This is a genomic window from Pseudomonas sp. SORGH_AS_0199 (assembly GCF_031453735.1).
Classification (GTDB): Bacteria; Pseudomonadota; Gammaproteobacteria; order Pseudomonadales; family Pseudomonadaceae; genus Chryseomonas; species Chryseomonas aestiva.
In genome coordinates this window covers 4,510,868-4,529,729 of sequence record NZ_JAVJAE010000001.1, presented here as the reverse complement: position 1 = coordinate 4,529,729, position 18,862 = coordinate 4,510,868, and the positions used below count along the sequence as shown (strand labels likewise).

At 66.5% G+C, this 18,862-nt stretch carries 18 protein-coding genes; 12 read left to right on the top strand and 6 right to left on the bottom strand.

What is annotated here, in order from left to right:
• Positions 1 to 56: 56 nt before the first annotated feature.
• Positions 57 to 1,319, top strand: a complete 1,263-nt coding sequence (gene cytX, locus QE444_RS21225; protein WP_187980201.1) for a putative hydroxymethylpyrimidine transporter CytX — start codon at positions 57 to 59, stop codon at positions 1,317 to 1,319.
• A 206-nt stretch (positions 1,320 to 1,525) separates the two neighbouring features.
• On the opposite strand, the gene QE444_RS21220 is transcribed toward cytX, so the two are convergent.
• The gene (locus tag QE444_RS21220; protein WP_133862588.1) at positions 1,526 to 2,275 is read right to left on the bottom strand and encodes an RsiV family protein; all 750 of its coding nucleotides are present in this window, start codon (positions 2,273 to 2,275) and stop codon (positions 1,526 to 1,528) included.
• A 186-nt stretch (positions 2,276 to 2,461) separates the two neighbouring features.
• On the opposite strand from QE444_RS21220, the gene QE444_RS21215 reads away from it, so the two are divergent.
• From QE444_RS21215 to QE444_RS21180, 8 genes are all read left to right on the top strand, one after another.
• Entirely contained in the window at positions 2,462 to 3,082 is a 621-nt protein-coding gene (locus tag QE444_RS21215; protein WP_133862587.1) for an NUDIX domain-containing protein, read from the top strand.
• Positions 3,073 to 3,528 carry a DUF1249 domain-containing protein gene (locus tag QE444_RS21210; protein ID WP_132832828.1) on the top strand — a complete coding sequence of 152 codons (456 nt, stop codon included), beginning with the start codon at positions 3,073 to 3,075 and terminating at the stop codon, positions 3,526 to 3,528. The genes QE444_RS21215 and QE444_RS21210 overlap by 10 nt, the downstream gene beginning before the upstream one ends.
• Before the next feature lie 122 nt (positions 3,529 to 3,650).
• Positions 3,651 to 4,475 (top strand): 3',5'-cyclic-AMP phosphodiesterase, encoded by an 825-nt coding sequence (cpdA, locus tag QE444_RS21205; RefSeq protein ID WP_178083930.1) that lies wholly within the window; start codon positions 3,651 to 3,653, stop codon positions 4,473 to 4,475.
• A 93-nt stretch (positions 4,476 to 4,568) separates the two neighbouring features.
• Complete coding sequence (locus tag QE444_RS21200) at positions 4,569 to 5,177, top strand: YqiA/YcfP family alpha/beta fold hydrolase (protein WP_133862585.1); 609 nt, start codon at positions 4,569 to 4,571, stop codon at positions 5,175 to 5,177.
• A 7-nt stretch (positions 5,178 to 5,184) separates the two neighbouring features.
• Positions 5,185 to 7,083, top strand: coding sequence for a DNA topoisomerase IV subunit B (gene parE / locus QE444_RS21195; protein ID WP_273861823.1), 1,899 nt, complete (start codon positions 5,185 to 5,187; stop codon positions 7,081 to 7,083).
• Positions 7,084 to 7,223: 140 nt separating this feature from the next.
• Positions 7,224 to 9,476 carry a DNA topoisomerase IV subunit A gene (gene parC, locus QE444_RS21190; protein WP_309741544.1) on the top strand — a complete coding sequence of 751 codons (2,253 nt, stop codon included), beginning with the start codon at positions 7,224 to 7,226 and terminating at the stop codon, positions 9,474 to 9,476.
• A 94-nt stretch (positions 9,477 to 9,570) separates the two neighbouring features.
• Positions 9,571 to 10,269: a membrane integrity-associated transporter subunit PqiC gene (locus QE444_RS21185; protein WP_273861824.1), complete on the top strand. Its 699-nt coding sequence runs from the start codon at positions 9,571 to 9,573 to the stop codon at positions 10,267 to 10,269.
• Positions 10,270 to 10,357: 88 nt separating this feature from the next.
• On the top strand, positions 10,358 to 10,948 hold the full coding sequence (locus QE444_RS21180; RefSeq protein ID WP_133862581.1) for an LON peptidase substrate-binding domain-containing protein: 591 nt from the start codon (positions 10,358 to 10,360) through the stop codon (positions 10,946 to 10,948).
• A 307-nt stretch (positions 10,949 to 11,255) separates the two neighbouring features.
• Here QE444_RS21180 and QE444_RS21175 read toward each other — a convergent pair whose 3' ends face one another.
• Positions 11,256 to 11,795 (bottom strand): type 1 glutamine amidotransferase domain-containing protein, encoded by a 540-nt coding sequence (locus QE444_RS21175; RefSeq protein WP_187980192.1) that lies wholly within the window; start codon positions 11,793 to 11,795, stop codon positions 11,256 to 11,258.
• Positions 11,796 to 12,015: 220 nt separating this feature from the next.
• On the opposite strand from QE444_RS21175, the gene QE444_RS21170 reads away from it, so the two are divergent.
• The 3 genes from QE444_RS21170 to QE444_RS21160 are packed head-to-tail and all read left to right on the top strand — an operon-like array spanning position 12,016 to position 14,050.
• Entirely contained in the window at positions 12,016 to 12,840 is an 825-nt protein-coding gene (locus QE444_RS21170) for an HDOD domain-containing protein (RefSeq protein ID WP_405046487.1), read from the top strand.
• Between the two features lie 26 nt (positions 12,841 to 12,866).
• On the top strand, positions 12,867 to 13,679 hold the full coding sequence (gene mutM / locus QE444_RS21165; protein ID WP_093256224.1) for a bifunctional DNA-formamidopyrimidine glycosylase/DNA-(apurinic or apyrimidinic site) lyase: 813 nt from the start codon (positions 12,867 to 12,869) through the stop codon (positions 13,677 to 13,679).
• Positions 13,676 to 14,050, top strand: a complete 375-nt coding sequence (locus QE444_RS21160) for a c-type cytochrome (RefSeq protein ID WP_309741538.1) — start codon at positions 13,676 to 13,678, stop codon at positions 14,048 to 14,050. The genes mutM and QE444_RS21160 overlap by 4 nt, the downstream gene beginning before the upstream one ends.
• 8 nt (positions 14,051 to 14,058) lie before the next feature.
• On the opposite strand, the gene QE444_RS21155 is transcribed toward QE444_RS21160, so the two are convergent.
• The 4 genes from QE444_RS21155 to QE444_RS21140 are packed head-to-tail and all read right to left on the bottom strand — an operon-like array spanning position 14,059 to position 18,796.
• Positions 14,059 to 15,585: a DHA2 family efflux MFS transporter permease subunit gene (locus QE444_RS21155; protein ID WP_133862577.1), complete on the bottom strand. Its 1,527-nt coding sequence runs from the start codon at positions 15,583 to 15,585 to the stop codon at positions 14,059 to 14,061.
• Positions 15,586 to 15,639: 54 nt separating this feature from the next.
• Positions 15,640 to 16,851, bottom strand: coding sequence for an efflux RND transporter periplasmic adaptor subunit (locus QE444_RS21150; protein WP_133862576.1), 1,212 nt, complete (start codon positions 16,849 to 16,851; stop codon positions 15,640 to 15,642).
• A 16-nt stretch (positions 16,852 to 16,867) separates the two neighbouring features.
• Entirely contained in the window at positions 16,868 to 18,322 is a 1,455-nt protein-coding gene (locus QE444_RS21145; RefSeq protein WP_285386410.1) for an efflux transporter outer membrane subunit, read from the bottom strand.
• A 3-nt stretch (positions 18,323 to 18,325) separates the two neighbouring features.
• Positions 18,326 to 18,796, bottom strand: a complete 471-nt coding sequence (locus QE444_RS21140; protein ID WP_133862574.1) for a MarR family transcriptional regulator — start codon at positions 18,794 to 18,796, stop codon at positions 18,326 to 18,328.
• Positions 18,797 to 18,862 lie beyond the last annotated feature (66 nt).

Sequence of the window (18,862 nt, the reverse complement as noted above, 5' to 3'; positions counted from 1 at the left end):
CCCGGCGTCACCCCACGACGTCGGGCGTCCTCAACCCCTTGCTCACGAGACCCATCATGGCCCAGGCCCCCGGCCTCTATACCCCCACCATCCCCGTTCCGGCGGACCGCCGCATCCTTGGCGGGCGCGATCTCTTCACCCTCTGGTTCTCCCTGGGCATCGGTCTCATGGTGGCCCAGGCCGGCGCGTTGCTGGCACCCGGCCTCGGCCTGGCCGATGGCCTGCTGGTGCTGGTGCTCGGCACCGGGGTCGGGGTGCTGCTGCTGGCGGCCGCCGGCCTGGTGGGCAGCGATACCGGCCTGGCCGGCATGAGCGCCCTGGGCCAGAGCCTCGGCCAGCGCGGCGCGCTGTTGCCGGCGGTGCTCAACATCACCCAGCTGATCGGCTGGGGCGCCTTCGAACTGGTGGTGATGCGCGAGGCTGCCAGTGTGCTGCTGGGCAGCTGGGGCCTGCAGAGCTGGGCCTCGCCGGTGCTCTGGACCCTGGTCTTCGGCGCCCTGGCCACGGCCCTGGCGGTGGCCGGTCCCCTAACCTTCGTGCGCCGTTTCCTCAGCCGCTGGGGCATCTGGCTGCTGCTCGGGGCCTGCACCTGGCTGACCCTGGACCTCTTCCTGCGCGCCGACTTGGCCGCGCTCTGGCAGCGTTCGGGCGACGGCTCCCTGACCCAGGCCCTGGGCTTCGACCTGGTGGTGGCCATGCCGCTGTCGTGGCTACCGGTGATCGCCGACTACACCCGCTTCGCCCGCACCGGGCGTAGCGCCGGGCGCGGCGTCATGCTGGGCTATTTCTGTGGCAACCTCTGGCTGATGGGCCTGGGCTTCGCCTACACCCTGGCTTTCGCCAGCGGCGGTGAAGCCGACGCCCTGCTGCGCGCCCTGGCCGTGGCCGGCCTGGGCCTGCCGCTGCTGCTGATCCTGCTGGACGAATCGGAAAACGCCTTTGCCGCCTATCACTCGGCGGCGGTGGCGACGGGTTTCCTGGCCCAGGTGAAGATCTGGCAGCTGACCCTGGCTATCGGCATCCTCTGCACCCTGCTGGCGCTGCTGGTGCCCCTGGCCCAGTACGAACACTTCCTGCTGCTGATCGGCTCGGTGTTCGCCCCGCTGTTCGGCGTGGTGCTGGTGGATCACTTCCTGCTGCGCCGCCGCAAGGCTCCGCAGCGGGTACGGGCGTTGCGCCTGGAATCCCTGATCGCCTGGGCCCTGGGCGTGGCCGTCTACCACCTGCTGCCGACCCTGCTCCCCGCCTGGGGCGCGACCCTGCCAGCCATCGTGGTGGCTGGCGCCGCGCAGGCGCTGCTCGGATTGAAGCGGGTTTAGGGGCCGGCCTGTTGGGCTTCGCTGCGCTCAACCCAACCTACGCCTAACTGCCCCCTCTCCCGCGTGCGGGGGAGGGTTGGGGTGGGGGTATCGCGGCCATGGATCCGGTGATGCGGCCGCTCCTACAGAAGATTGAGTCCGCTGTAGGAGCGGCCCATGGCCGCGATCAAACCCGCTTGCAGCAGATGATTTCGGTTGACCAGGTCCTACGGCTGCCGCGCCTTGCCCCGCCCCGGGAAATACTCGCCCTTGAGGATGCCATTGAGCTTGGGATAAGGGATCTTCAGCTCCGGATGGCCCATGGCGTAGGGGGCGATGCTGCCGATGTCGTACTTAAGCGTCAGGGCGCCGAAGTCCAGGGCCACGTTGTTGGTCTTGAGGAAGGGCCACTGCTGGCGGAAGTCGGCATCGCCGACGTTGTTGCTGACCATCCAGGCCTCGCGCGACAGCTGCGCCAGCCGCCAGAACTCGGCTTCCTGCCCCGGCACCAGCATGTCGCCCAGGGTGATCTGCCGGTCGAGATGGCGATCCCAGGTGACGAAGTCACGGCCGGCCAGACCATGGGCACCGCCATTGGCCAGGTAGCTGGAGAACTCGATGATCACCAGGCCGTCATGCTGTTCACGCACCTTGGCCTGCAGATAGCTGCTCCAGCGTGGCTGCGCCTTGGCGAGGAAGTCCCGCTCGTAGCTCTCCAGCGAAGCCGGGATGGGCGCACCCGGCTCGGCGCGGGCCAGGCCCAGCAGGTGCCGCTGCACCAGGGCGTCCAGCGCCGGGTCGCCGAATTCCACGTAGTCGATGTTGATCAGCGGGCAGTCTTCGCCCTGGCAACCGGCCGGGCGGTGCTCCCAGGCCTGATGGCGAGGCGTGAGGGGTTTGTCGAGGTTGGGGCCGAAGACGCTTTGGCAACCACCGAGCAGCAGGCCGGCGAGCAGGAGGAGTGGGCGGATACGCATGGGATTCCTTGTCATGGAAACAGAGAATGACGGCTTTCGAACCCGTCTGGCTCAATAAGTTTGCCAGGGGCGGCCGGAGGTTTCCCGGCTTGTTGTCCCTTTCGCGACTTGGCGCGCCAGGGGCTGCACGAGCGCGGGGGGCACGCTAGGATGAGCTGATCACCTTCATTCAGCGCTGGAGCGCCCATGACCGAAGCCAACGAATCCCAGGCGCCCGCCGTTGAAATCCTGAGCCGCGAGATCTGCTTCCAGGGCTTCTACCGCATGGCCCGCTTCCGGCTGCGCCACCGCCAGTTCTCCGGTGCCCTGGGGCCGGAACTGGAACGCGAGGTCTTCGTGCGTCCCGATGCGGTCTGCGTGCTGCCCTACGACGCCGCGCGCGACGAGGTGGTGCTTATCGAGCAGTTTCGCGTCGGCGTCATGGAAAAGACCGCTCATCCATGGCTGCTTGAGCCGGTGGCGGGCTTGGTGGACAAGCAGGGCGAGGCCGTCGAGGCGGTCGCTCATCGGGAAGCCGAGGAAGAAGCCGGGCTGACCTTGCAATCGCTCTGGCCCATCTCCACCTACTTCCCCTCGCCTGGCGGCAGCGACGAACAGGTCTATCTCTACCTGGGTCGCTGCAGCACCGCGGATGCCGGTGGCGTCCATGGCCTGGAAGAGGAGGGCGAGGACATTCGCGTCCATGTCTGGTCGCTGGACGAGGCACTGGCCGGGGTTCGCGACGGTCGAATCAATAACGCAGCGGCTATCATCGCCCTGCAATGGTTGGCGCTCAATCGCGCCGAGGTACGGGGGTTATGGGGCTGAAACTGCGAGATCGCTATCGAGTTGACCTGCCGGGCCTGCAGGCCACGTGCGAGGCCAACTACGTGCGGCTGATGCGGCTTCTGCCCAAGATGCGCGAAGCCGTGGTGTCGCGCCGCGTCATGTTGTCGCAAGGCGAGCGCCCACTGGGCGTGCTCGCCTTGGAAGTCACCGAGGCCTGTCCCTATACGACGGTCTTGCGGGTGCGTCAGGAACTGGGGCTGCCCTGGTTGCCGGTGCCCGAACTGGAAGTGCGCGTCTATCACGATGCGCGGATGGCGGAAGTGGTGTCGGCCGGGGCCTCCCGGCACCTGCTCGGACGCTATCCCTATCCCAATCAGGCCATGTATCAGCCTGACGAAAAGAGTCAGCTCAATCTGTTTCTCGGTGAGTGGCTGAGTCACTGCCTGGCCTGTGGCCACGAAGCTGAACCTATCCTGCAGCGATGAGCACTGGGGCGCAACGCTGACAGCCGTAGCTTCCCTCGCGCGGTGCAAGCTGCGAAAATGTGAAGCATGCACGCAAGTTCCCGGGAACTTTTCTGCACCCTGCCTGCGCTCGTTGTCCCCTTATGCCCCAGGAGGCTTTGGTGAGTTTGCCGGATAGTGTCAACGCTCCCCTCGTCGTCCAATTGACCGATAGTCATCTGTTCGCGCGCGCCAACGGTCGGTTGTTGGGTATCGATACGGCAGCCAGCCTGCAACAGGTGGTGGCCCAGGTGGTCCGGGAGCAGCCACGCATCGATCTGCTGCTGGCCAGCGGTGATCTCTCCCAGGACGGCTCCGTGGCGTCCTATCAACGCTTCTGCGAGCTGACCGAACCCCTGGCTGCGCCCATGCGCTGGCTGGCTGGCAATCATGACGAGAACGTGCCCATGGCCAAGGCCTGTGGCAATCGCGATTTCCTGGAAACCGTCACCGACCTGGGCGCCTGGCGCTTGATTCTGCTCGACAGCACCGTGCGCGGCTGCGTCTTCGGCGAGCTGGAGCAGGCGCAGCTGGTGACCCTAGACGAGGCCCTGAGTGCCGCGCCCGAGCGTCCGGCACTGATCTGCCTGCACCATCATCCGGTACCCGTGGGGTGTGGCTGGATGGAGCCCCTGGGCCTGCACCGGGCGGACGAGCTGTTTGCCGTGCTGGATCGCCATCCCCAGGTCAAGGTGGTGCTCTGGGGGCACATCCACCAGGAGTTCGATCAGCTGCGCAACGGCGTACGCCTGCTGGCCTCGCCGTCCACCGGCCTGCAATTCGAGCCGGGCAGCCAGGACTTCAAGGCGGGCGATCAGGCCCCGGGCTATCGCTGGTTGCGCCTGTTGCCCGACGGCAATCTGGAGACTGGTGTCTCGCGTCTGCAACAGCATGCCTTCACCGTGGATCACAGCGCCGCGGGCTACTAGGGCTGCCCGGGCTGACGCCGGTCGGCTGTCTTGGTCGCGAGGGTCGAAACGGGTTACTCTTTACCTGTTTTTTTATCCAGTAGGAGCGGCCCGATGCCGTCGATCCTCTATATCCATGGTTTCAACAGCTCACCCGCGTCCCTGAAGGCGCGGCAGCTCACTGCCTGCATGACCCGCCTCGGCCTGGCGGACCGCCTGCGCGCGCCGGCGCTGCCCAATGATGCCGACGCTGCCTTCGCTTTGCTGGAGCGCGAGCTGGCCGAGCTTGACGCCCCCTTGCTGGTCGGCAGCTCCCTGGGCGGCTACTATGCCACCGTCCTGGCCGAGCGCCATGGGCTCAAGGCCGTACTGATCAATCCGGCGGTCCGGCCCTGGCGCTTCATGGAGCACTACCTGGGGCCCCAGCGCAATCACCATACCGGCGAGAGCTGGACCCTTACCGAGGCCCACGTCGAGGCCATGCGTGCGCTGGAAGTCGCGGCGCCGGCGGATCCCGAGCGTTTCCACGTCTGGCTGCAGACCGGCGACGAGACCCTCGACTACCGCGACGCCGAACGTTACTACGGCGGCTGTACCCTGCGCATCGAGCAGGGTGGCGACCACGGCTTCCAGGGCTTCCATCGCCAGCTGCCGCTGCTGCTGGAGCTGGCCGGCTTCGACCCGGCGCTCTGGCGCGAGCTGGATTTCAACACCTTCGAATAGAGACCCCATGGCCACGCAGAACGCCTATAACGCCGACGCCATCGAAGTCCTCTCCGGACTCGATCCGGTGCGCAAGCGCCCTGGCATGTACACCGACACCTCGCGGCCCAACCACCTGGCCCAGGAAGTCATCGACAACAGCGTGGACGAGGCCCTGGCCGGTCATGCGCGCCAGGTGCAGGTGATCCTGCACGCCGACAACTCCCTCGAAGTCATCGATGACGGCCGCGGCATGCCGGTGGACATCCATCCGGAAGAGGGCGTCTCCGGCGTCGAGCTGATCCTTACCAAGCTGCACGCCGGTGGCAAGTTCTCCAACAAGAACTACCAGTTCTCCGGCGGTCTGCACGGCGTGGGCATCTCGGTAGTGAACGCCCTGTCGACCCGGGTCGAGGTGCGCGTCAAGCGCGAGGGCAACGAATACGGCATGGCCTTCGCCGATGGCTTCAAGGCCAGCGAACTGGCCGTGGTCGGCAGCGTTGGCAAGCGCAATACCGGCACCAGCGTGCACTTCTGGCCGGACCCCAAGTACTTCGATGCGCCCAAGTTTTCCATCAGCCGCCTGAAGCACGTGCTCAAGGCCAAGGCGGTGCTCTGCCCGGGCCTGGCGGTGAGCTTCCTCGACGAAGCCAGTGGCGAGCGCAGCGAATGGCATTACGAAGACGGGCTGAGATCCTATCTGATCGACACCGTGGGCGACGCCCTGCGGCTGCCCGAGGCACCCTTCCACGGCACCCTGGCCTCGGCCCGGGAAGCGGTGGACTGGGCGCTGTTCTGGCTGCCCGAAGGCGGCGAGTCGGTGCAGGAAAGTTACGTCAACCTGATTCCCACCGCCCAGGGCGGCACCCATGTGAACGGCCTGCGCCAGGGCCTGCTGGACGCCATCCGCGAATTCTGCGAATTCCGCAACCTCCTGCCGCGCGGCCTCAAGCTGGCCCCGGAAGACGTCTGGGAGCGGATCGCCTTCGTCCTCTCGATGAAGATGCAGGAGCCGCAATTCTCCGGCCAGACCAAGGAGCGCCTGTCCTCCCGCGAGGCCGCGGCCTTCGTTTCCGGGGTGGTCAAGGACGCCTTCAGTCTCTGGCTCAACGCCCATCCGGAGCTGGGTCAGCAGATCGCCGAACTGGCGATCAACAATGCCGGCCGCCGCCTCAAGGCGGGCAAGAAGGTCGAGCGCAAGAAGATCACCCAGGGGCCGGCGCTGCCCGGCAAGCTGGCCGATTGCGCCGGTCAGGATCCGATGAGATCCGAGTTGTTCCTGGTGGAGGGCGACTCTGCGGGCGGCAGCGCCAAGCAGGCGCGCAGCAAGGAATTCCAGGCCATCATGCCGCTGCGCGGCAAGATCCTGAATACCTGGGAAGTGGATGGCAGCGAGGTGCTGGGCAGTCAGGAGGTACACGACATCGCCGTGGCCATCGGTATCGACCCGGGCAGCGCCGACCTGAGCGGCCTCAGATACGGCAAGATCTGCATCCTCGCCGACGCCGACTCCGACGGTCTGCACATCGCTACCTTGCTGTGCGCGCTGTTCGTGCAGCACTTCCGGCCACTGGTGGATGCCGGCCACGTCTATGTGGCCATGCCGCCGCTGTACCGCATCGACCTCGGCAAGGAGGTGCACTATGCGCTCGATCCCGCCGAGCGGGATGGCATCCTCGATCGCCTGGCGGCGGAGAAGAAGCGCGGCAAGCCCCAGGTGACCCGCTTCAAGGGCCTGGGAGAGATGAATCCGCTGCAGCTGCGCGAGACCACCATGGACCCCAACACGCGGCGCCTGGTGCAGCTGACCCTCGACGACGTGCCCGCCACCCTCGAGATGATGGACATGCTGCTGGCCAAGAAGAGATCCGGCGACCGCAAGAGCTGGCTGGAATCCAAGGGCGATCGCGCCGAAGTGCTGCTCTAAATATGTTGGCTGCGCCTATCGCGGCCATGGCGGTTCGCCGCAGCGACCGCTCCTACAGGTGTATCGAGCACCTGTAGGAGCGGTCCATGACCGCAATGGACCGGGCCCCCCGATCAACGACGTAACACCAAAGGACCCCCATGAGTGCACCCCTCGACCTGAGCCTGGATGGCGTCGAACGCCGATCGATGGCCGACTTCACCGAGAAGGCGTATCTGGACTACTCCATGTACGTCATCATGGATCGCGCCCTGCCGCACATCGGCGACGGCCTCAAGCCGGTCCAGCGCCGCATCATCTACGCCATGAGCGAACTGGGGCTGGATGCCGACGCCAAGCACAAGAAATCCGCCCGTACCGTGGGTGACGTGCTTGGTAAGTACCACCCCCATGGCGACTCGGCCTGCTACGAAGCCATGGTGCTCATGGCGCAGCCGTTCTCCTATCGCTATCCGCTGGTGGATGGCCAGGGCAACTGGGGTGCGCCGGACGATCCCAAGTCCTTCGCCGCCATGCGCTACACCGAGGCACGCCTGTCGCGCTATTCCGAGGTGCTGCTCAACGAACTGGGGCAGGGCACCGTGGACTGGGTGCCCAACTTCGACGGTACCCTGAACGAGCCGGCGGTGCTGCCGGCGCGGCTGCCCAACCTGCTGCTCAATGGCACCACCGGCATCGCCGTGGGCATGGCCACCGACATCCCGCCGCACAACCTGCGCGAGGTGGCGGCCGCCTGCATACGCCTGCTGGACGATCCCATCGCCGGGATTCCCGAACTGCTCGAACACGTGCCGGGCCCGGACTTCCCCACCGAAGCCGAGATCATCACGCCCCGCGCCGATCTGCGCAAAATCTACGAGACTGGTCGCGGTTCGGTGCGCATGCGCGCCGTCTACCGCCGCGAAGACGGCGACGTGGTCATCACCGCGCTGCCGCACCAGGTCTCAGGTTCCAAGGTGCTGGAGCAGATCGCCGCCCAGATGCAGGCCAAGAAGCTGCCCATGGTGGCCGACCTGCGCGACGAGTCGGACCACGAGAATCCGACCCGCATCGTCATCGTGCCGCGCTCCAACCGCATCGATGCCGACGAACTGATGCAGCACCTGTTCGCCACCACCGATCTGGAGTCCAGCTACCGGGTCAACCTCAACGTCATCGGCCTGGACGGCAAGCCCCAGGTCAAGGACCTCCGGCAGATCCTCCAGGAGTGGCTGATCTACCGCATCGGCACAGTGCGCCGTCGCCTGCAGTTCCGTCTGAACAAGGTCGAGCGCCGCCTGCACCTGCTGGATGGCCTGCTGATCGCCTTCCTCAACCTGGATGAAGTCATCCACATCATCCGCACCGAAGAGCATCCGAGGCAGGCGCTGATGGCCCGCTTCGAACTCTCCGAGGACCAGGCCGACTACATCCTCGAGACCCGCCTGCGCCAGCTGGCGCGCCTGGAAGAGATGAAGATCCGCGGCGAGCAGGCCGAACTGCTCAAGGAGCAGAAGCGCCTGCAGACCCTGCTGGGCAGTGACAAGAAGCTGCGCAACCTGGTCCGTGACGAACTGATCAAGGATGCCGAGACCTATGGCGACGCCCGCCGCTCGCCCATCGTCGCCCGGGCCGAGGCCAAGGCGCTGTCCGAAACCGAGCTCATGCCGACCGAGCCGGTGACCGTGGTGCTTTCCGAGAAGGGCTGGGTGCGTCAGGCCAAGGGCCATGACGTCGATCCTACCGGGCTGTCCTACAAGGCCGGCGACGGCTTCAAGGCAGCGGCCCAGGGCCGCTCCAATCAGTTCGCCGTCTTCATCGATTCCAGCGGCCGCAGCTATTCCGTCGCCGCCCATTCACTGCCGTCGGCGCGTGGCCAGGGCGAACCCCTGACCGGACGCCTGACGCCGCCGCCGGGCGCCAGCTTCGAGTGTCTGCTGCTGCCGGACGACAGCAGCCTCTATGTCCTGGCCTCGGACGCCGGCTACGGCTTCGTGGTCAGGGGCGAGGACCTGCAGGCCAAGAACAAGGCCGGCAAGGCGCTGATCAGTCTGCCCAATGGGGCCAAGGTGCTGCCGCCCAAGCCGGTCGCCTCCCTGGAAGACACCTCCCTCGCGGTGGTCACCAACGAGGGACGGCTGCTGGTGTTCGCCATCACCGAGCTGCCGCAGCTGGCCAAGGGCAAGGGCAACAAGCTGATCTCCATTCCCGGCGAACGGGTCGCCAAGCGCGAGGAATACGTGGTCGATCTGGCCGTGGTGCCGGCCGGCGCTTCCCTCACGCTGCAGGCCGGCAAACGCCCCTATACCCTCAAGGGCAGCGACCTGGAGCACTATCGTGCCGAGCGCGGCCGGCGGGGCAACAAGCTGCCACGGGGCTTCCAGCGGGTGGACTCGCTGCAGGTGGAAACTTGAGCCGCCCGCGGTCAGCCGCTAGCATAGCCCGGATTTTTTCGACCAGGACTCGCCGGGCCTCGCTGCCCGTCGAGAGAGAGCCTCGATGAAACGGATGTGTCTTGTCAGGCTGGCGCTCGTTGGCCTGCTGGCCGGCCTGGGTGGCTGTGCCAGCCTCGGCCCCAGCCACTACTACCAGCTCGATGGCGGCAATGCGCGTGCGCCGGCGAGCAGTGAGCGCGGCCTTGCGGTGTGGATCGAAAGCCTGCAACTGGCCGACTACCTGCAGCGCGACGTGCTGCTGGAGCGCCAGCCCGACGGCAGTCTCAAGACCACCCGCGACCACTGGGCCGGACCGCTGGACGCCAACGTGCGTCAATTGCTGCAGCGCCAACTCGCCGCCCGCCTTAATAGCGGTCGGGTGGTGGTGGGGGAGCAACCCGCAGGCTTCGATCCGCAGTACCGGGTGGAGCTGGTGGTGACCCGGCTCGATGCCGGTGACCAGGCGCCTGCCACCCTCGATGCCAGCTGGCAGTTGCGCGACGGCCAGGGCCGGCTGCTGGATACCGAGGTGATCCACCTGCAGACCCGGCACGCGGGCGATCGCGCGGCCCAGGTGCGGGCCCAGGGCGAATTGCTGCAACAACTGTCGGTGCGGCTGGCCACCGATCTCACCAAGGTCGCCCAGCGCGGCCGCCGCGAGACCGAGATGGCGCGCAAGGAGCCGAAGAAACTTGTCGAAGAGGCCCAGGCTCGGCCGACGCTGCCGGCCGTGGTGCCCATCCGCACCGGCGCCGAGGTCTATCGCTTCTGACCCGACCAGGCCCCGCGCGTCGCCGCGCGGGAGCCTTCGGCGGCGCTCGATGCTCTATCCAGCAGGACCCTCAAGCCCCGGAGGTTTCATGACGCTGCCCCTGTTTCCGCTCAATACCACCCTGTTCCCCGGCTGCCGCCTTGATCTGCAGCTGTTCGAAGCCCGCTATCTGGACATGCTCGGTCGCTGCCTCAAGCAGGGCAGCAGCTTTGGCGTGGTGACCATCCTCGAAGGCCGCGAGACCGGTGGCGCGCCGAATCGCCTGGGTGCCTACGGTTGCGAGGCGCTGATCCGCGACTGGCAGCAGCAGAGCAACGGCCTGCTGGGTATCCGCATCGAAGGCGGACGGCGCTTTCGCCTGCTGAGCCAGGAAGAGCAACCCGATCACCTGGTGGTGGGTGAGGTGGAGTGGCTCCCGGAAACCGATCCCCAGCCGCTACGCGATGGCGACGCCGACCTGATGGCGCTGCTGGCGGCCCTGGCCCAGCATCCGATGGTGGCCAGCCTGGACATGGGCGGCGAGGTTGTCGACCGCCAGGCCCTGGGCTGCCAGCTGGCCTATCTGCTGCCGTTCGAGGCGCACCTCAAGCTGGATTGGCTGGGCATGAGCGATCAGGGCCAGCGCCTGGCCGACATCGAGCGCCATCTGGTGGATCTGCAAGGTGATTTCCAGGCCTGAAGCCTGTTCATAATCGGCTGCGTGTCGGCCAGACGGCATTGCAAACACCCTGGAAGGCCGACCCCGTCGTCTACCCTGTGTAAACACCAAGCGCGGGTCCGATCCGCTGCCTCAGGCGTTTTTGCGGGGCCGCCCGAGCCTTGTTTGGCTCTAGCTCGCAAGATTCTGAAAAGGCTCCAGCCAAACGCCGGGCAAAAGAAAGCCCGCCGGGCAGGGCGGGCTAAAAGTGCTTTGGGGGCACTCGATAAGACTCTGGCACTTTGCCATAAGTTCAGTCTTATGAGATCAAAGTGCCAGTCTTGATGACTCAGCCTGCCAGCAGCTTGATGAACTCGCGATTGAAGGCCGGAATGTCGTCTGGCTTGCGGCTGCTCACCAGTTGACCGTCGACGATGACTTCCTGGTCCTGCCAGGTGGCGCCAGCGTTCCTGAGGTCGTCGGTCAGCGAGGGCCAACTGGTCAGGGTCTTGCCCTGCACGAGGCCGGCGGAGATCAGCAGCCAGGCACCGTGGCAGATGACGGCGACCGGCTTGCCGGCGTCGGCGATCTGCTTGGTCAGCTGCTGGGCCTGCTCGTCGATGCGGATGGTGTCGGCGTTGACCACGCCGCCGGGCAGCAGCACGGCGTCATAGTCGCCGGCATTGGCTGCGGCGAAGGTGAGGTCCACCGGAAAGCTGTCGGCCGGCTCGGTGCCGTCCCAGCCGCGCACCTCACCGTTCTCGGCGGAGATGATGTGGGTCTGGGCGCCCGCCTGTTCCAGGGCCTGCTTGGGGCCGGTGAGTTCGGCCTGCTCGAAGCCGTCGGTGACCAGGATGGCGATTTTCTTGCCGTTCAGGGATGTAGCCATGGTTGCGGATACCTCGATTGGAATTCGGTCGGGCTAGCCTTTTGCCAGCGCTCCTAAATCCGTCTCGCTTTACCCCTCTGAAGTTCCTTCGTCGCGCCCGATGGCATAGCCGAGCGGTGCGGAGTAGATTTGCGACATCCATCGCAGAGTAGTCCCCATGTCCCAAGCGTCCCCTCAGCTGTCCGAGGAGCAGATCCGTCAGGCTCTGCAAGGCATCAGCATTCCGCCGCAGCCGCAGATCATGGTGGATCTGCAACTCGAACAACTCATGCCCAGCCCCGATCTCAAGGTCATCTCCCGCCTGATCGGCCAGGACCCGGGGCTCTCGGGCGCCCTGCTCAAGCTGGTGAACTCGCCGTACTTCGGTCTCAGCAATCGCATCACCTCGATCCAGCGGGCGGTCAATCTGCTGGGCAGCCAGTCGGTCATCAACCTGATCAACGCCCAGTCGATCAAGGGCGAGCTCACCGACGAGACCATCGTCATCCTCAACCGCTTCTGGGACACCGCCCAGGACGTCGCCGAGACCTGCCTGAGCCTGGCCAAGAAGACCGGCTATCCGACCCCGGACGAGGCCTATGCCCTGGGTCTGTTCCACAACTGCGGCATCCCGCTGATGCTCAAGCGCTTCCCCAACTACATGGCGGTGCTGGAAGAGGCCTATGCCAGCGTCAACGAGCAGGTGCGGGTGGTGGACGTGGAGAACCGCATCTTCAGCACCAATCACGCCGTGGTGGGCTATTTCATCTCCCGCTCCTGGCGCCTGCCGGAACACGTCGGCCAGGCCATCGCCAATCACCACAACGCCCAGTCGGTCTTCGACGAGGACTCGTCCACCGACATCCAGATCAAGAATCTGCTGGCGCTGCTGAAGATGGCCGAGCACATCTGCCGCTGCTATCGCGCCCTGGGTGGCCAGGACGAGGATCACGAGTGGCAGGCCATCGCGCCGCGGGTGCTGGATCACGTCGGCCTGTCCGAATACGACTTCGAGTCGCTCAAGGAAACCATCCTTGAAATGGGCAGCGGTCGGATCAATTACTAAGGCGTCCGCAATCCTTCTGGATCCTCATGCCCGAACTACCTGAAGTCGAAACCACTCGCCGGGGCATCGAGCCCCATGTCGTCGGTCAGCGCGTGCGCCGGGTCATCGTCCGCGATGGCCGGCTGCGCTGGCCGGTACCCGAGGACCTGGATGTGCGCCTCTCCGGGCAGCGCATCGAGGCCGTCGAGCGACGGGCCAAGTACCTGCTGATCCGCGCCGAGAGCGGCACCCTGATCGGTCACCTGGGCATGTCCGGCAGCCTGCGCCTGGTGCCCGCCGACCAGCCGCCGGCCAAGCACGAGCACGTCGACATCGAGCTGGAATCCGGGCTGTCGTTGCGTTACACCGATCCGCGCCGCTTCGGTGCGCTGCTCTGGACCCAGGATCCCCATGCCCATGTGCTGCTGAGCAAGCTGGGGCCCGAACCGCTGACCGAGGCCTTCGACGGCGGTCGGCTGTTCGAGCTGTCGCGCGGGCGCAGCATGGCGGTCAAACCCTTCATCATGGACAACGCCGTGGTGGTGGGGGTGGGCAACATCTACGCCGCCGAGGCGCTGTTCGCCGCCGGCATCGATCCCCGCCGGGCCGCTGGCAGCGTTTCCCGGGCGCGCTACGAGCGCCTGGCCGTCGAGATCAAGAAGGTCCTGGCGCGCTCCATCGAAAGCGGCGGCACCACCCTGCGCGACTTCATCGGTGGTGATGGGGCGCCGGGCTATTTCAAGCAGGAGCTGTTCGTCTACGGGCGCAAGGGCGAATTCTGCAAGGTCTGCGGGACTGGCCTGCAGGAGATCCGCCTGGGCCAGCGCGCCAGCGTCTATTGCCGGAAGTGCCAGCGATGAAGGGCCTGGCTGGGCTGGCCGTGCTGGCATTGCTCAGCGGTGAACTGGCCTGGGCCGATGCCGACAATGGCCGCAATCTCTTCCTGCGCCGCTGCCACAACTGCCATTCGGTGGGACCGGGCGCCCAGTCCGGTTTCGGCCCCCAGCTCAACGACCTCTTCGGTCGCCAGGCCGGGAGCCTGGCCGGCTATACCTATTCCGACGCCATGCGCCAGGCCGGCTTCGCCTGGGATCGCGAGGCCCTGGCGGCCTTTCTGCGCGATCCCGAGCGGAAGGTGCCGGGCACCAAGATGAGATTCTGGGGCATCGGCGACGCCGAGGACCTGCGCGACATCGCCGACTACCTGGAGACCCAGCCCGGCACTCCCTGAATGCCGGGCTAGTGGTCGCCGCCACCGGCCCCCGGCTTGGCCGCGAAGGGCGGCTTGGCCAGCCAGATGATCAGGAACAGGCCCATGAAGATCCAGCCGAGCAGGGTGAAGTAGTCCACCGTGGAGAGCATGTAGGCCTGGCTCTCCACCACCTTGTCCAGCTGCGCATAGGCCTGCTGCGACGGCCCGCCGAGGGCGTCCAGATAATGCTGGGTGGCCGGGCTGTAGACGGTGACGTCCTCGGTCAGCTGGGCATGGTGATGGATGGCGCGGCGCTGCCACAGCCAGGTGGTCAGGGAGGAGGCGAAGCTGCCGCCCAGCACCCGCAGGAAGGTCGCCAGACCGCCACCATCCGCCAGCTCCGACGGCTTGAGGCTGGACAGCAGGATGCTGGTGGTCGGCATGAAGAACAGCGCCACACCCAGGCCCATGAAGGTCTGTACCTCGGCGATGTGGCGATAGTCCACCTCGTTGTTGAAGGTGGCGCGCATGAAGCAGGACGCCCCTATCACCAGGAAGGAGCCGCCGGCCAGCAGACGCAGGTCGGTCTTGTGCGCGAACTTGCCCACCAGCGGCGAGAGGATCACCGGCAGGATGCCGATGGGCGCCGCGGCCAGACCCGCCCACACCGGGGTGTAGCCGAGCTGGGTCTGCAGCCACTGGGGCAGCAGCAGGTTGATGCCGAAGAAGCCCGAATAGCCCAGCACCAGCGCCAGGGTGCCGAAGCTGAAGTTGCGATAGCGGAACAGCCGCAGGTTGACGATGGGATGCTTGTCGGTCAGCTCCCAGATCACCAGGGCGGTGAGGGCCACGGCGGAAAAGGCCGCGCCCAGGCAGATCAGGTTGGATTCGAACCAGTCCAGATCGTTGCCCTTGTCCAGCACCACCTGCAATACGCCCACACCCAGCACCAGGAGGATCAGCCCGACATAGTCGATGGGCTGGTGCACCAGCTTTTCCGGCTTCTTGCCCAGCTGGCTCCAGACCACCAGGGTGGCGAAGATGCCGATGGGAATGTTGATGAAGAAGATCCACGGCCAGCTGTAGTTGTCGGTGATCCAGCCGCCGGCGATGGGGCCGATGATGGGCGCCACCACCGTCACCATGGCCAATAGTGCCAGGGCCATGCCGCGCTTGGCCGCCGGAAAGATCGCCAGCAGCAGGGTCTGGGCCATGGGATAGAGCGGGCCGGCGACGAAGCCCTGCATGGCGCGGAAAATCACCAGTTCCGGCATGGAGGTGGCGATGCCGCAGAGAAAGGAGGTGATGACGAAGAGCACCACGGCGGCCATGAACAGCTTGACCTCGCCGAAGCGCCGCGCCATCCAGCCGGTCAGCGGCAGGGCGATGGCGTTGCTCACGGCAAAGGCGGTGATGACCCAGGTGCCTTGTTCCGAACTCACCCCGAGGTTGCCGGAAATGGTGGTCAGGGCGACGTTGGCGATGGTGGTGTCGAGCACCTGCATGAAGGTGGCCAGGGACAGGCCCACCGTGGCGAGGACCAGGCTCGCCGGGCGAAAGGCGTTATCGCTCATGACGGATTACCAGAAGGGGTGGACGGGGAGGCTCGCAGGGAGCCTCCTTGGCTGTCAGCGCTTGGCGACGCCCGCGGCACGCGCCGCCGGACCGTTGTTGTGGACGATCTGTTGGATCAGCTGGTCGGCATCGGCCAGCTGATGGTCGTAGACGTCGGTGCTGTAGCGCGGCTGCTGCGGCGTGGTGGTGGGCAGGCGGGCGCCGTCCTGGTCGTGCAGGTCGACGTCGACCACGGTCGACAGGCCGATGCGCAGCGGGTGCTTGTCCAGGTTGTCGCCTTCCAGGCGGATCCGCACGGGCAGGCGCTGGACGATCTTGATCCAGTTGCCGGTGGCGTTCTGCGCCGGCAGCAGCGAGAAGGCGCTGCCGGTACCCACGCCCAGGCTTTCCACCACGCCGCGATAGCGTACGTCGTCGCCATAGAGGTCGGAGTGGATTTCCACCGGCTGGCCGATACGCATCTCGGCGAGCTGGGTTTCCTTGAAGTTGGCGTCGATCCAGATCTGGTCCAGAGGCACCACGGCCATCAGCGCCGCGCCGGGCTGCACGCGACTGCCGACCTGCACCGAGCGCTTGGCGACATAGCCGCTGACCGGCGCCACCAGGGTGCTGCGGGCATGGTTCAGATAGGCCTGGCGCAGCTGGGCGGCGGCGGCCTTGACGTCCGGGTGCGAGGCGATCTCGGTGTCGTCCACCAGTGCCTGGTTGGTGTCCAGTTGCTGCTGGGCGGAGGTCAGGGAGCTCTGCGCCGCGACCAGGGTGTCCCGGGCATGGGCCAGTTCTTCCTTGGAGATGGCGCCGCCCTTGGCCAGTTGCTGGCGGCGGGCGTAGTCGGCGCGGGCCCGTTCGACCTCGACGCGCCGGGCGGCCACCTGGGCCTTGTAGCTGTCGACGTTGCTGTACAGACCGCGCACCTGGCGCACGGTCTTGGCCAGGTTGGCCTCGGCGCTCTGCTGGGACACGGCGGTGTCGCTGGGATCGAATTCCACCAGCGGCTGGCCCTGGCGGACGAAGTCGCCATCGTCCACGGCGATGCGGGTCACGGTGCCGACGACCTGGGGCGTGATCTGCACCAGGTTGCCGTTGACGTAGGCGTCGTCGGTGCTGGCATGGAAGCGGCCATAGAACAGGTGGTAGCAGTAGACGCCCACGCCGGCCAGGATCACCACCAGCAGCAGGAGCAGCAGGAGGACTTTGCGTTTGCCGGAGCGCTGCGGTTTCTGCTCCTGGGCATTGTCATTGGGGGTTGCGGCGGAATCGGCCATGGTCGGGCTCTCGGTATCAGTGTGTGGCCGCGGCGGCGGGCGCCGGCGGCAGTTTGGACGGTTGGAAGCCGCCACCCAGGGCCTGCATCAGCAGCACGCCGCTGTCGACGCGATCGGCCTGGAGGCTGGCCAGCTGGCGCTCGGCCTGCAGCAGTTGCTGCTCGACGGTCAGGGCGTCGAGGTAGTTGCCGATGCCGGCGCCATAGCGCTGCATGGCGATGTCGAAGGAGCTCTTGGCGATGTCGCGGGCCCGTTGCTGCTCGACGATCTGCTGATCCAGCGAACGCTGGCGGGTGATGGCGTCGGCGATGTCGCCCAGCGCCTGCACCAGAGTCTGGTTGTACTGGGCCACGGCCAGGTCGTAGTCGGCGTCCCGGCTGGCGAGATCGGAACGACGGCGACCGCCGTCGAAGATCGGCAGCGACAACGCCGGACCGACGTTGAAGAAGCGCGCCGGACCGCCGAACAGGGCATCGCCGAGGATGGCCTTGCTGCCGGCCGCCACCGTGAGGTTGAGGTTGGGATAGAAGTTGGTCTTGCTGGCGACGATGTCCTTGCTCGCGGCCTCCACCCGCCAGCGGGCGGCGATCAGGTCCGGGCGGCGACCGGCCAATTCGGCGGGCAACTGGCCGGGCAGGTTTACCGCGGCGGGAGCAATCAGCTTCGGTCGTGGAATCTCGGCGCCACGGTCTGGCCCCTTGCCCAGCAGCACGGCGAGGCGGATCTGGGCCGTACGCACCTGCTGCTCGGCGGCGGTGTGGGCCGCGGCCGAGCTGGCTTCCAGGCTCTGGGTCTGCTGCAGCTGGTAGTCGCTGTCGAGACCGGCGTCGACCCGGCGCTGGGCCAGGTCGAGCATGCCGCGCGTACGCTCCAGGTCCTGCTGGGCCACGTCCATGTTGGCGTAGGCCAGGCCAAGTTGGTTGTAGGCGCGGCTGACGTTGGCCGCCAGGGTCAGGCGCGCGGCCTGGCGATCCACCTCGCCGGCGCGAGCACGGCCGAGAGCGGCTTCCCAGGCGGCGCGCTGGCCACCCCAGAGGTCGAAGCTGTAGCTGCCGCTCACATCGAACTGGCGCAGCGTGCTGTAGCGTTCGCCCTGGCCGACGGGATCGTCCGGCCGTGCGAGGCGCGAGCGAGTGATGCCGCCATTGGCGTCGATCTGCGGATAGCGGTCGGCATCGGCAGCGAGTACCGCAGCATCGGCCTGGCGGCTGCGCGCATCGGCTTCCTGCAGCGAGGGGCTGTCACGCAAGGCCTCGCGGATCAGGCTATCGAGTTGCGGATCGCCCAGCCGGGTCCACCAGTCGGCGCTCGGCCACTGGGCGGGGGAGAGGCGATCGTTGGCAAAGGTGGCTTCGCCCTTGAGCGTCGCCGGATCCACAGCGCGCCCCTGGGTATGCAACCCCTCGGACGACACGCAGCCGGCCAGCAGCAGGGCGGCGCAGAGGGCGGTCAATGGCAGGCGAAAGGTCATGGATCAGAGGTCTCCAGAGGTCTCCGGCAACAGGCCGGAGGGGCTGAGCAGGCGGCGGAGCAGGCGTTCAAGGTCGTCCAGCTCCTGGCGATCCAGGCACTGGGTGAGGTCGTTGAGGGCGTCGACGCCGATTTGCATGAGTTCACTGCTCAGGGCCTTGCCCTGTTCGGTCAGTTCCAGGCGCACCTGGCGGCGGTCGCTCAGACTGCGCACGCGGCGCAGCAGCTCCTTGGCTTCCAGACGATCGAGCATGCGGGTCATGGCGCCGCTGTCCAGCGACAGGCAGCGGCTGAGTTCAGCCGGGGTGTCGGTCAGGTCGCGGGCGAGCAGCAGCAGCACCTTGAACTGGGCAGCAGTGATGTCGTAGGGCACCAGGTGACTGTCCAGCAGGCGATCCTTGTACTGATTCGCCAGGTGGATCAGATGGCCTACGGAATAGCGCAGGGGAAAGTTGCTACGGTCGAAATGTGACATTGCAGTATCTGCCCAGGCAATGAAGCGGATCCAGAATACTGCCTAGGCAGTGAAATATTCAGACAC